This is a genomic window from Psychrobacter sp. ANT_WB68, from assembly GCF_008369115.1.
GTDB lineage: Bacteria > Pseudomonadota > Gammaproteobacteria > Pseudomonadales > Moraxellaceae > Psychrobacter.
The window spans coordinates 1,069,008-1,080,795 of record NZ_VOAZ01000001.1; the positions used below are offsets into that span (position 1 = coordinate 1,069,008).

General features: G+C 44.4%; 15 protein-coding genes. All 15 read left to right on the forward strand.

Features of this window, described 5'->3' with window-relative positions; genetic code table 11:
* Positions 1 to 68 precede the first annotated feature (68 nt).
* The 15 genes from FQ084_RS04520 to FQ084_RS04590 all read left to right on the forward strand — a co-directional run bounded on the left by FQ084_RS04520 (position 69) and on the right by FQ084_RS04590 (position 11,780).
* Positions 69 to 737, forward strand: a complete 669-nt coding sequence (locus tag FQ084_RS04520; protein WP_149489406.1) for a terminase small subunit — start codon at positions 69 to 71, stop codon at positions 735 to 737.
* Entirely contained in the window at positions 703 to 1,932 is a 1,230-nt protein-coding gene (locus FQ084_RS04525; RefSeq protein ID WP_149489407.1) for a PBSX family phage terminase large subunit, read from the forward strand. The genes FQ084_RS04520 and FQ084_RS04525 overlap by 35 nt, the downstream gene beginning before the upstream one ends.
* A gap of 11 nt (positions 1,933 to 1,943) precedes the next feature.
* A complete protein-coding gene (locus FQ084_RS04530; protein WP_149489408.1) occupies positions 1,944 to 3,245 on the forward strand; it encodes a DUF1073 domain-containing protein in 1,302 nt (433 codons plus the stop codon).
* Positions 3,205 to 4,035 carry a phage minor head protein gene (locus FQ084_RS04535; protein WP_149489409.1) on the forward strand — a complete coding sequence of 277 codons (831 nt, stop codon included), beginning with the start codon at positions 3,205 to 3,207 and terminating at the stop codon, positions 4,033 to 4,035. Before FQ084_RS04530 ends, FQ084_RS04535 begins: the two co-directional genes overlap by 41 nt.
* A gap of 143 nt (positions 4,036 to 4,178) precedes the next feature.
* On the forward strand, positions 4,179 to 5,345 hold the full coding sequence (locus FQ084_RS04540) for a DUF2213 domain-containing protein (protein WP_149489410.1): 1,167 nt from the start codon (positions 4,179 to 4,181) through the stop codon (positions 5,343 to 5,345).
* Complete coding sequence (locus FQ084_RS04545) at positions 5,345 to 5,776, forward strand: hypothetical protein (RefSeq protein WP_149489411.1); 432 nt, start codon at positions 5,345 to 5,347, stop codon at positions 5,774 to 5,776. The genes FQ084_RS04540 and FQ084_RS04545 overlap by 1 nt, the downstream gene beginning before the upstream one ends.
* A 3-nt stretch (positions 5,777 to 5,779) precedes the next feature.
* Positions 5,780 to 6,766 (forward strand): major capsid family protein, encoded by a 987-nt coding sequence (locus tag FQ084_RS04550; protein ID WP_149489412.1) that lies wholly within the window; start codon positions 5,780 to 5,782, stop codon positions 6,764 to 6,766.
* 64 nt (positions 6,767 to 6,830) lie between these two features.
* Positions 6,831 to 7,034, forward strand: a complete 204-nt coding sequence (locus tag FQ084_RS04555) for a hypothetical protein (protein ID WP_149489413.1) — start codon at positions 6,831 to 6,833, stop codon at positions 7,032 to 7,034.
* Positions 7,021 to 7,263 carry a hypothetical protein gene (locus tag FQ084_RS04560; protein ID WP_149489414.1) on the forward strand — a complete coding sequence of 81 codons (243 nt, stop codon included), beginning with the start codon at positions 7,021 to 7,023 and terminating at the stop codon, positions 7,261 to 7,263. The genes FQ084_RS04555 and FQ084_RS04560 overlap by 14 nt, the downstream gene beginning before the upstream one ends.
* Positions 7,260 to 7,730, forward strand: a complete 471-nt coding sequence (locus tag FQ084_RS04565; RefSeq protein WP_149489415.1) for a hypothetical protein — start codon at positions 7,260 to 7,262, stop codon at positions 7,728 to 7,730. The genes FQ084_RS04560 and FQ084_RS04565 overlap by 4 nt, the downstream gene beginning before the upstream one ends.
* The gene (locus FQ084_RS04570) at positions 7,730 to 8,107 is read left to right on the forward strand and encodes a DUF1320 domain-containing protein (RefSeq protein ID WP_149489416.1); all 378 of its coding nucleotides are present in this window, start codon (positions 7,730 to 7,732) and stop codon (positions 8,105 to 8,107) included. Before FQ084_RS04565 ends, FQ084_RS04570 begins: the two co-directional genes overlap by 1 nt.
* A complete protein-coding gene (locus FQ084_RS04575) occupies positions 8,104 to 8,550 on the forward strand; it encodes a hypothetical protein (RefSeq protein ID WP_149489417.1) in 447 nt (148 codons plus the stop codon). The genes FQ084_RS04570 and FQ084_RS04575 overlap by 4 nt, the downstream gene beginning before the upstream one ends.
* 17 nt (positions 8,551 to 8,567) lie before the next feature.
* On the forward strand, positions 8,568 to 9,332 hold the full coding sequence (locus FQ084_RS04580; protein WP_149489418.1) for a hypothetical protein: 765 nt from the start codon (positions 8,568 to 8,570) through the stop codon (positions 9,330 to 9,332).
* 9 nt (positions 9,333 to 9,341) lie between these two features.
* Positions 9,342 to 9,761, forward strand: a complete 420-nt coding sequence (locus tag FQ084_RS04585) for a hypothetical protein (protein WP_149489419.1) — start codon at positions 9,342 to 9,344, stop codon at positions 9,759 to 9,761.
* A gap of 75 nt (positions 9,762 to 9,836) precedes the next feature.
* Positions 9,837 to 11,780: a hypothetical protein gene (locus FQ084_RS04590; protein ID WP_149489420.1), complete on the forward strand. Its 1,944-nt coding sequence runs from the start codon at positions 9,837 to 9,839 to the stop codon at positions 11,778 to 11,780.
* Positions 11,781 to 11,788 lie beyond the last annotated feature (8 nt).

Consider the following 11,788-nt stretch of genomic DNA (forward strand, 5'->3'; position numbering starts at 1 on the left):
CTAAATAACACTTTTGCCCCGCCTTGAATGGTCCGGGCATTTTTTACACTCGCTGATTGGAGGTGAGCATGTCAAAAGCTAAAACGCTCACGCCAATGATGCAGATGTTTGTTGATGAATATATCATTGATTTTAATGGTCAAGAGGCAGCAATCAGGGCAGGTTATAGTCCAAAGCGAGCAGCACAGCAAGCCTATAGACTGGCACAAGATACACGTATCACTGACGCAATTGATGAGGCCATCGCTAACAGACGTAAGCGCATGCACATCACCCAAGACCAAGTGTTAATAAAATGGTGGGAGATTGCTAACGCTGACTATAACGAGCTGTCTAGTGTGCGCCGTGTTGCTTGTGGATATTGCTACGGCGACACAATAAGCCTCGACGATGACGATAACGATAACGACGACAGCCGTGATATAGATCCAACCCGCGACCCCAATCCTGACTGCCAAATGTGTAGGGGTGAAGGTTCGCCACATGTGCATATTGCAGATACTACCAAGCTATCACCAGCCGCAAAGCTACTTTACCAAGGTGCCAAAGAAACGAAGTTTGGCATTGAGATACAAACAGCGGACCGAATGAAAGCTTTGGAGAATGTGGCACGACATTTGGGTATGTTTAAAGATACGGTCAATCATGTGTCGGAAGATGGTTCGATGAAGCCTGTTTTTAATATTGTAGGAGTGTCGCCCGATGACCACAGCGCATCAGGTGACAGTACCGAATAAACTACTACCTGCATTCAGTAATCTGTCGCAAGCTATTTATGACATTATCGTGTGGAAAGGTGGTCGTGGCGCTGCCAAGTCTCAAGCGTTGGCAGCTATTGGTATCTTGGAGAGTTATATCGATGACGGTGTAATCCTATGTTGCCGTGAAATACAAAAATCCGTAAGTGATAGTATTTACTCAATGCTAGTTAGTTACATTGAGGATAAGGGATTAAGTAAAGACTTTAAGGTGCTTAATACCTCAATAACAAATATCAAGACAGGCGCTGAGTTCATTTTTGCGGGTCTAAAATCAAATATTACTAGCATTAAATCAATCAACAAACTACGCGTCGTTTTGGTTGATGAGGCTGAGAACGTATCACAAAATAGCTGGGATATCTTACTGCCAACACCTCGTTATGGCGCTGTACGTATCTATGTAGTATTTAACCCACGTTTTGAAGATGATCCTACATATCAAGAGTTTGTCGCTAAGAGTGACGAGCGCAAGTTAGTCATTGATATTCAGTACACAGACAATCCGTGGTTTCCTCCTTCACTTGAACGGCAAAGACAGCGCGATGCTAAAGGCGACGCTGGGCGTTATGCGTGGATATGGAAAGGCAGTTTTCTACAGATTACCGAAGCGAGTATCTTAGCTAAAAAACTCGTTACTAGAGAATTTGAGGTTGACGAGAGTTACGGCGATCCACTGATCGGTATTGACTGGGGTTTTAGTAATGACCCTAACGCGGTCACTGAGAGCTACGTAAAAGGTAATACGCTATACATTCGAAATGCTGCTAAAAAGGTAGGTCTTGAGCTTGATGATACTGCCGAGTGGCTGATTAAGCATGTACCTAAAATCAAGCAATACACCAGCCGAGCCGATAATTCACGACCTGAAACCATCAGTAAGGTTAAGCACGATAAAGACAACCCCATACCACTTATCAAAGGTTGTAAGAAGTGGAAAGGCTGTGTTGAAGATGGTATCGCTCAACTACAGTCGTTTGATGAAATTGTTATACATCCTGACGCCGAGGACTGTAAAGCTGAATTGACCGCATACAGCTTTAAGAAAGATAAGTTTGATGAAATCACAGCGATACCTTTAGACCTTGATAACCATTTTGCAGACAGCTTGCGATACGGCATTGAGCCGCATATTGGCAGGGGTAAAAAATCCGTCTTTGACGTTGTAGGCTAAGAGATAACTTTATGCTAAATAAACTAATGAACATTGCTGACAGCACACTGGTTAATCTAGTGAGCAAGCTTGGCACCAGTAGAGACAAAGCGAGTCATGATACGTTTGCTTGGCATGTGCCTAAAACGACATTTGAGCTTGATAATATATACAAGTCCAATGCCACAGCGTCGAAGATTGTCGATAAGCCAGTACAGGACATGATGCGTCAAGGTTATTACTTTGGCGGTATCGCGGGCAAAGAGCTAAAAAAGTTAGATACTGAGCTAGACAGGCTTAAACTTGATGTGCATTTAAGCAGAGCTATGCGCTTATCACGATTGCATGGTAAGTCTTACATCTTATTGGCCACTGCTGACAACATGGCGCTTAGTACGCCTATCAATACCGCTAAAGGCTTAAGCTACATCACCACACTGTCAGTATCGCAATTAGCTGCCGGTAGTGAGATGCGCCCTGCGTCAGAGGCGGGCGGTTGTTATGACAAACCTGTCTATTATCGACTACAAAAAGGTATTGGTTCGACTGGTACTGAGATTATCCATCACAGCCGTATCATTGAGATTAAATGGTCAGATGGTGAAAGCGTATTGCAGCCATTGATAGATGCTGAGCTGATCCGTTTTGCAAGTGTCAATGAAAACGCTGCATCATTAGTCCATGAGGCTAAGATTGATATTATCAAAACGCCCGATTTGGCTAATCAGATTCAGCAAAACTCAGAATCCATTATTAAGCGGTTCGCATTGGTCGGTATGCTTAAGGGCAATAACGGTACAGTGTTATTGGATAAAGAAGAAGATTTTCAAAGTAAGTCCTACAACTTTAGTGGCTTGCCTGATTTGATGCAAGAGTTTGCCATTCAGTTATCAGGCGCGGCAGACATACCTTATACGATATTGTTTGGGCGTTCACCATCTGGGCTTAGTGCTACTGGTGAGCATGACTTAAAAAACTACTACGACACAGTAGGCAGTTATCAGCGTGATTATCTGCGTCCAGTGTTGCAAAAGCTGCTTAATATGATTGGCGGTTATCTATTGCCTAATGAAGATATTACTTTGATATTTAGCCCGCTATGGCAGATTGACGAGAAGACGTTGAGCGAGATTGAGAAAAACAATGCTGAGCGTGATATTAAGTATCTTGAAAATGGCATTATCACCGAGGCTCATGTGGCTAAGCAGCTTGTCGAGCAAGATACTTATACGGTGATTGATGACGAGCATATCGCGCTGCTAAGCGGTCTTAACTTTAATGCGGAGCTAGACGATGTTAAACCAGTTAAAGCCGCTAATACAGCAACAGAGTAAGCGTAAACGAGGTCGTAAGGCTAAAGCGCGTCCTGTTTATGTCTCACGTAAGCTAGAGCTTGACTATACAAGGGCATTGCTCTCTATCGTTGATGATATGCACACTGAGACAGTAAAGGCGCTCATGCCATTAATTGAGCAGCCTAGTGTTGGTGATAGCAAGCGCATAGTAAATGATAGCCTGTTCAGTGACTTTAAGACCGCATTTAGTAAGACAGCTAATACGGTCAAAGCTAAAGTGTCAGGAATTGCTAGCGCATTGGCTCAAACAGTGGTGAGCAAGCAAGGTCAAGTCTCAGACGGTCAATTAAGCGCGATGATACTTAGCAAAACAGGTATCGACTTTAGCGGCTTAATGAGTGATAACGTACTCAAAGAGGCGGTAGATGAAGCGGTAGCGGCTAACATAGCGCTGATTAACTCTATACCACAGCAATATCTCGATAGGGTAGAACAGGCGGTCATGGCAAGCCTACAAGCAGGTACGCTTAATGCTACCTTAGCCGATGACTTACTAAAGATTGAGGGCGTGACTAAGAGCAGGGCAAAGCTGATAGCGCGTGACCAGTTAGGCAAGATTAACAGCCGACTGTCACAGATTAGACAGCAATCGCTAGGCATTACACATTACTTTTGGTCAACGAGCCATGACGAGCGCGTAAGGGATAGGCATAGACGATGGGATGGTGACAGAATCGCATGGGATACGCCAACAATTGACGGACACCCCGGGCAAGCTATTCAATGCCGATGCACTGCTATTCCTGATTTGGATTTCTTGATGGAGTAATGCCATGAGGTTAATACTGCTGCTGCTCGCTGAGCGCCTACTGATATACATGGACAGAAAAATCAAAGCTAGTGACGAGCTGTCATCTAGTGAAAACGATAACGAGCCGCCTTAATTGAGCGGCTTTTTTATGGGCGCTAATTATGAAAATACGCATTAATCAAGTCATCGACTTAAAGCCGACAAGCCGTATCAAAACGCCGCAAGGTTTTATGATTTGTAAAGACGTAACGCTCGCTAAGCCAATGGTTAAAGAGTATTACGCAGGTGAGCTTGGCATTGTTGACGGCTATGAGGCAACCGACATTATCAATATCTACACGCCGCCTGATGTGCTATTTGGTCAACCAGTGATAGACGGCTTTACCGCGTCTGATGTGGTCATGCAACACCCAAAAGGTAATCAGCTAACCAGTGACAATTACAAAGAACACGTTATCGGTATCGCTAAGAATGTGCGAGCTGATAACGGCTATCTGATTGCTGATTTGACCATCAAGGATAAGTGGGCGATTGAGGCTATCGAATATGAGGATAGTAAGCAAATATCTTTAGGCTATGCCGCTGAATTAGATATGACAGCGGGCAGCACTGAGACAGGACAGGCATATCACGGGCAATGGGTAAGCATGGTTGCTGACCATGTTGCTGTTGTCCGTGAGGGCAGATGCGGCGATGACTGCAAAATAGGCGATAGACAAACAGTAATTAATCCAGAGGCAAAGAGCATGAAAGTAAAAATCGGTAACTTAGAGTTTGATGTGGGCGATAACACGACGCTTGCACAAGCCATCACAGCGCAAAGCCAAGAGCTTGACGCACTAAAAGGTAGCGAGCTTAAAGTGGGCGACCAAGCGTTTAGCTTATCTGAGCTGACAGCGACACAAGCGACCATTGATAAATTGGTAGCTGATAATGCGGCACTAACAGAGCTTAGCACTGAGTTAGAAGCTAAGCAGATCACAACTGAGCAAATCGAATCATTAGTCGCTGACCGTGTGGCAACCATCAGCAATGCCAAAAAGCTAAACGATAAGATTGTGACCGATGGTAAATCATCTGAGCAAATCCGCCGCGATGTGATTACCGCAAAAGCTGATGACAACTTAGTCAAGGCTATTGTTGGTGACAGTGTGGTAGATGCTGATCAATCAGCTATTGATACGGCGTTCAAGGCATTGCTTGCGACTGCTGATAGTAAGCAAGTCATTGCTGCTGATAGCGCCTTAAACGGTCTAAACGATAAAAACGTAGCCGATGGTGTAGAAAAGCCATTTGATAAAACCAAAATGTGGGAAGGAGCTAAATAATGACACCATTACTAAAAGGCGATGACGCCATTGCTGTTGCAGGTATGCGCGTTAAATCAATGCCAGAAGAGGTATTAAGCTTGCCGTTAATGATTGACCCTAGTTATCCAGTGGTCGATGGTTCGGTTGTTTATCTAACTGCTGACAAAAAAGGCTGCACCACGGTTCAAAACGTAGGCGCTGGTTATGTCGGTATTGTCGTGCTTTATGGTCCAGTTGACAGCTATAAAAAAGGTGATGTTGTGCCAGTTATGGTTAAAGGTAAAATCTGGTCGCCATCTGTTGCCAAGATTACCGACCTAACTACTGTTGTTGGTGCTACTACTGATGGAAAAATCACAGCGACCGCCACAGCCGTTGAGGGTATGCGCTTTGCTAGTCCATCGGTAGGCAGCCAAAACCTAACCGTTATTGAAATCTTGGGAGTTTAAAGAATGAATAAATTACAACACATGATGCTACGTTTAAAACCCGTAGCAGACCACATCCAAGCCCAAGTTGGCGATGCGTTCAATCTTGAATCGTTAGCGCGTCTAATGGTGCAAGTAGAAAACATTAACGGCATGACACCGCAGATGGCCGAATTGATGGAGTATGCTAAATATATTCCAGTTAACAACAATATTAGTGCAGTAGTTGGCACATCACACAGCTTGCAACGTAAGCAAGGCGTTGGTGAAGGTCAAGCGTTTAGCGGTACTGGCATGGATATTCCACTTGCCGAAGTCGTATTCGATGAAGTGTCATTACCTACCAAGATGGGCGCTATCGGTTATCAGTATTCAATCCATGAGATTGCAACCGCTATGGCTATGGGTATTAATCTTGAAGCTGACAAAATCGCCGCGGCTCAGATGGGTTTTGAGCGTCACATGAGCAAGGTTGCTTGGAATGGTGAAGCTGCTACAGGTGTTAAGGGTTTCTATAACCAAGATGGCGTTGCGCTAGATACTCGAACTCTTGACTTTGCGACTGCACCAGTAGCGGCTATCATGGATTTAATCAACACGATTATTTATGACAGTGCTGATGCGTCTGCGTTCGATAGCGATGTGGCAATCAACACGGTTATTTTACCGACTACCATTGCGCGTGAGTTGGCAGGTCGTACCGTTTCAGCTACCAATGAAACACCGCTTATCAAGTACATTCGTGAGAATAACGAAGCAGCACTTGAAGGCAAGCAGATTGAAATCACCGCCAATCGCCGTGGTAATGGCGTGGGCACTGCTGCTGCTGACCGTATCGTATCGTACAACAAAAACCCTAACTGCATTGAGATGCGTATTCCGCAAGAACTACAATTCTTGTCAGCTCAAGCTAAAGGCTTTGATTTATTCGTACCAGGTTCATACACCTATCAAGGCGTATGGCTCAAACGTGTTGACTCAATGCGTTATTACGATACTAAGAAAACCTAAACAAAACGATAATTAAGCGTCTATTAAGGCGCTTTTTTATTGTCCAAAATTTGAGGGTAAAGCAATGAGTAAGTTTACATATAACGGTGCTAATCGCTCGTTAAGAGTTGCGGGTGTCTTGTTTGAAAAAGGCGTTGAAACCGAACTAAACGCTGAGCAATTAAAGGCGTTTAAAGCAGATTCTTTTAGTAAGGCGTTTTTAGATGACAGCACTATCGTTGAATCTAAAGCAACTGAGAAAGCAGGAGCTAAAAATGACAAAGGTTAAATACGTGGGCGCACATGACAGCTACACGGTAGCAGATATTGCCTTTAAAAAAGGTGAAGCTATCGAGTTAGCAGATGACCAACTTGCTAAAGTTAAAGCAAACGGCATCGGCGCCAAGCTATTCGCAAACGGCGCTTTGGTAGTCGATAAAGCCACGACTAAAACCGTGGTTAATCCTGATTTGACGCCAGCACCTAAAGCAAAGGCTGATGCTAAAGATAAGTCATGATTAGCACATCGGTAACGCGGCGCGATAATGGCTTGCTTGACCGCATACGCTCAACAGCTAGAAATTTTACTAGCAAAATTGAGGTGGGCTATCTTGATGGCGCTATGCACAAGCCGTCTATCACAAGTAAGGCAGCTAGACCGATTGCACTAAAAGACTTAGCGGCTATTCATGAGCTGGGTTTAGGTGTGCCAAAACGTCCGTTTATCGAGCCGTCACTTAAGGCCAATCGCAAAAAGTATCTTGCGTATGCTGGCAAACAAATCACGCCTATTATCAGACGTAAGCAATCGCTCAATAATACATGGCAAACAATTGGCGTGATGGCTGTGGCTGACATACAAAAGTATATGGTTACGGCTCAATTTACGCCATTAGCAGCCTCTACTATCGCTCGTAAAGGGTCAAGTAAGCCGCTGATTGATACAGGTCAAATGCGCCAGGCAATAACATATAGGGTGAAATAATGATTACTAGAGACGATTTAGTGAATAGATACGGCGAGGACGACATCGCAGGTCTTGAGCGTAACATTAAAGACCCTGATGCGACTGTCACGCGCATCGCTGATGCCACAAGGTACATCAACAGCTATGTGTCCGATTACTTGCCACTGGCAACGATACCAAGCTCCTTAAAAGATGCTTGCGCTTTGGTTGCTCGCTATAAGCTATTTAAAAACAAGCGCCCTGATGATGTTAATGAGGATTATAAAAATCTTGTTTTGTGGCTCGATAAAATAGCAGCGGGCAAATTGGCTTTGATTGATGATGAAGGCAATGTTATTGATAAAACAGGTGATTTTTACGACACCAGTTTCAGATCGGGGGCAATGGTCGTATGAGTACCTTAGAGTATTTCGCCGTTGAGCCGATACTGGTCGATCATATAAAAACCAATGTCGATGGGCTTATCGATGTTGATACGCCTTTTAGCATCGAGGAGATGCTTGATAATCGCAATAACGCGCCATCGGTCAGTCTTATCTGGTATGGCGAACGCTTTAGCGAACAGGTAGGGCGTGATAATCGCACCAAGTCAATCCAGTACGACCAATGGCTAGTCGTCTTGAAAATCAATGATACATGCGCTCAGTCTGTCGATACCCATAGCATTAGAGCACTAGCAGACCCTTACATCATGCAGCTACACGATTGCATGATGGGATTTAATCCAGAGCTAAAAGGTTATGGTCGCTTTGATAAAACAGCCTCACCAGTGACCAATGGCAGCGATAGCGGATTCGCATATTTTCCATTTATGTTTGAAATTTTACGCAAAATCTAATTAAGAGAGAAAATACCATGGCTAGAAATGAACACTTTAAGTCGCTACAAGGCTCGCTGATGATTGCGCGTATTGTAGATGGCAAGCGCACCACAATCCGCGAACTTGGCAACCAAACGTCAGTTGAGCTAAGCGTATCTACTGAAAGCACCACCATCAAAGAAACTAAGACCGGTAAACGTGCAGATGCCAAAATCTTAACGACTGGTCGCACCGTCGAGCTATCAGCTACCACTAACGAGCTTGTACCGGCAGACGTAGCATTGGCATTTGGTGCTGAGCTAATCACTAAGGGCATTGACACGGTTGTCGATGAAGTGGTTGCCACAGCGTTAACCGGTGAGTCAGTCAAACTAAACGGTGTTAATGTATCACTGCTAACCATTAAAGATAGTGCAGACGCGCCATTGGTAGAGGGCACTAACTACACGTTAGATGCTGACTATGGCGTTATTACGTTTAAAGACTTGGCAACGTTTACGGGGCCATTCAAAGCCAGTTATACCGAGGGCGAGATTAGCGTATCTGAGTTCTTTTCAATGCCTGATAACGCTGAATACTATGTATTCTTCAAAGGTGTTGATGCGTTCGGTGGTGACCCAATGTCGTTTGAATTGTATCGTTACAGCCCAAAAACTGATAACTCAATGCAATTTATTAATGAAGAAGTTGGCGAGCTATCATTTGGCGGTACGGCGCTTATCGTACAAGATCAAGTGCAATCAGATGGCAGTCTGCTAGATGGTTATGGCCGCATTATCAACATTATCAAAACACCATAAGGATAACTCATGGACACCAAGCTCACTAATACCATCACCAATGCTGTTATTGAGCTTGACGATGAGTTATATCCTAGCGATGAGCATGATTGGTCATCGCTAGTATCAAGCACTAAGTACGCATTAGACGGCACTATGATTGTTGAGCAGTCAATCCGAAAGGCTGGCAGACCATACACTATGCAAGCGCCTAGCGATATGGGGTTTTTAACTCGTAGTACGGTCAATGCGCTCAAAGCAGAGCGTGACAAGTTAGGCGCAACCTTTTGGCTTGATTATCGAGCAGATGGTCAAGTTAAGCGCGTAAAAGTCATGTTTGACACGACAGGCGAGGCTATCAATGCCAGACCCGTTAAAGAGTTTATTAGCCCATCACTGGACGACCTATTTATTGTGACACTTAAGTTTTTAGAGATACCGAGCACATAACAATAACAATCAGCAGAACCACAGCCCACTCATATAGTGGGTTTTTTAATGCCTAAAATTTGACGGATGATGACAATGGCGATTACTCAAAACGATTTAGAGATATTAAAGTCCGAGATTATGGCTGATACACCTGATGGCGGCGGCTTACCAACGGGTATCGCTGTCATCGATGGCGTATCAAATAACTTATTCCCTGATGTGTCGGATATTGACCGCTTAATCGGTCGTGTGCGTCTGCGTAAAGTATCGCTAGCAGTAAAGACCGCCAACGCTGAATTGTTGCAAGCAGTGCGTATGCTGTTTACTGAATTACCTGAAAACCCAAATATCAGCGTCTTTGCCTTTAAAGCGAGCAGCTTTGCAGATAGACGGGTTGATGCTCAAAACAAGATTGAAAGCTATCTGGCTTTTGGCTCAAAGTGGGCGGGGCACGTATTAGAGACACAGTTAACTGGTCAACGTGTTATTCAAATCTCACTTGATAAAGGCGATCAAGTTCCTGCTGTTGGTCAGCCCTTGGTTATCGTGCAAAACGAGGGGCAATCAGACGAATTTTATCAATACCTTAGACCGCTTAAAGTTGATGTTGTTGAGCGTAGATTTCAACGCACTGTGAGCGAGACAGTAACACGTACAGTGGTGACGATTGAGTTTGGCGATACGCTAACCAAAACATTCAATGGCTTAACCGTTCCTGAGTTTTACCAAAATGCCAACACTAATAGACGCGCTATTTTGCGTGAGGCGCGCGTGGCTGATGCTGCTAAATACTACAGCGCAAGCCGATTGGCTGAGCCGGTGACAGCAATGACAAGCCGTCAGGTAAAGCTTGATTCAATCTATACGCAAGTTGTGCCAAGCACACAGGTAGAAACACCACTGCTACAGCTAGATGCAGCCAATCAAATCACAACACAGGCACGTGGTAATGGCGTTATTGCGGTTAATCAGTCGGTAACGGTCGCCGCTAACACGGCGTTTAACTTATCGTCAGGCGTGTCAGCCGGTACGCTTAGCTTAACATTGGGCAGCTTAACGCTTACTGATATTAATAATGAGTTAGTCGCGTCTAGCGGTGTTGCTTATGCGTCAATTAACTACGGCACTGGTCAGGTCACATGGTATAGCAATGCGCCATTAGGTCAGCAAGCAATTACAGGTAGTTATAAACCTGCTAGCGAAGTAGTTAGTGTTGCACAAACGGATTATCAGATAGTCGGTGATAATGCAGGTTATAACTTTGTTAGAGAGCTTATATCTGAGCCTACGCCTAACAGTCTAAAAATATCCTATACGGTTCAGGGGAATAACTACCTAGTACATGATAATGGGCGTGGCTTGCTTGTAGATGACGGCGGTAACGGTCGCGGTACGATACAGGGCAAAACAGTATTGTTAAGCACTGAGGCGATACCTGATGCTGGCAGTTATATCACTTATAGCTTTGGCGTTGATTTAGGTAACACGCAATATCCTGCAACGACATTACCCAAAGCCTACCACAAGCTATCGTTAGGCGCTGATATGCCAAAAGGCAATATTACTATCACTTGGTCAACAGGTTCGGCGGTGCTTAGTAATGGCGTAATAACAGGTGATGCAACGGGTTATTTATTAGGTAACGTGATTGTGATTGCACCTAATACGACCGTCGAAGTTGGCACTGATTTCACGCTGACGTACAACAAGATTATAGCGGGCGGCACAAAGTCGGTTAGCAAAAGCGAGCCTAACGGTTACAACGGCATTGGTAATTATAGCGGCACGATTTCAGCAGGTGAGGCGATATTGGGTGGTACGGTTGAGGTGATATTGGGCGGAGGCGAGGTAACAGCAACGCTTAATATTAACTCAACATCATTATCACTTGCAGGTCAAAGCCCGTCACCATTTAAGGTTGTCTTAGTGAGCAGTAGCGTTAATTTGGCAGCCGGTAATATTAGCTTCACATTATCCGCTAATTCATCATATGTTCAAATCGATGGACAGGTCTTATACACAAGCAGCTACAGATAAATAAGGGT

What these genes read in the sequence shown, in the direction of transcription:
- FQ084_RS04590 (WP_149489420.1), top strand. Translation starts at nt 9,837, where the DNA reads ATGGCGATTACTCAAAACGATTTAGAGATATTAAAGTCCGAGATTATG.
- FQ084_RS04570 (WP_149489416.1), top strand. Translation starts at nt 7,730, where the DNA reads ATGATTACTAGAGACGATTTAGTGAATAGATACGGCGAGGACGACATC.
- FQ084_RS04530 (WP_149489408.1), top strand. Translation starts at nt 1,944, where the DNA reads ATGCTAAATAAACTAATGAACATTGCTGACAGCACACTGGTTAATCTA.
- FQ084_RS04520 (WP_149489406.1), top strand. Translation starts at nt 69, where the DNA reads ATGTCAAAAGCTAAAACGCTCACGCCAATGATGCAGATGTTTGTTGAT.
- FQ084_RS04585 (WP_149489419.1), top strand. Translation starts at nt 9,342, where the DNA reads ATGGACACCAAGCTCACTAATACCATCACCAATGCTGTTATTGAGCTT.
- FQ084_RS04555 (WP_149489413.1), top strand. Translation starts at nt 6,831, where the DNA reads ATGAGTAAGTTTACATATAACGGTGCTAATCGCTCGTTAAGAGTTGCG.
- FQ084_RS04575 (WP_149489417.1), top strand. Translation starts at nt 8,104, where the DNA reads ATGAGTACCTTAGAGTATTTCGCCGTTGAGCCGATACTGGTCGATCAT.
- FQ084_RS04560 (WP_149489414.1), top strand. Translation starts at nt 7,021, where the DNA reads ATGACAAAGGTTAAATACGTGGGCGCACATGACAGCTACACGGTAGCA.
- FQ084_RS04550 (WP_149489412.1), top strand. Translation starts at nt 5,780, where the DNA reads ATGAATAAATTACAACACATGATGCTACGTTTAAAACCCGTAGCAGAC.
- FQ084_RS04525 (WP_149489407.1), top strand. Translation starts at nt 703, where the DNA reads ATGACCACAGCGCATCAGGTGACAGTACCGAATAAACTACTACCTGCA.
- FQ084_RS04565 (WP_149489415.1), top strand. Translation starts at nt 7,260, where the DNA reads ATGATTAGCACATCGGTAACGCGGCGCGATAATGGCTTGCTTGACCGC.
- FQ084_RS04535 (WP_149489409.1), top strand. Translation starts at nt 3,205, where the DNA reads ATGTTAAACCAGTTAAAGCCGCTAATACAGCAACAGAGTAAGCGTAAA.
- FQ084_RS04545 (WP_149489411.1), top strand. Translation starts at nt 5,345, where the DNA reads ATGACACCATTACTAAAAGGCGATGACGCCATTGCTGTTGCAGGTATG.
- FQ084_RS04540 (WP_149489410.1), top strand. Translation starts at nt 4,179, where the DNA reads ATGAAAATACGCATTAATCAAGTCATCGACTTAAAGCCGACAAGCCGT.
- FQ084_RS04580 (WP_149489418.1), top strand. Translation starts at nt 8,568, where the DNA reads ATGGCTAGAAATGAACACTTTAAGTCGCTACAAGGCTCGCTGATGATT.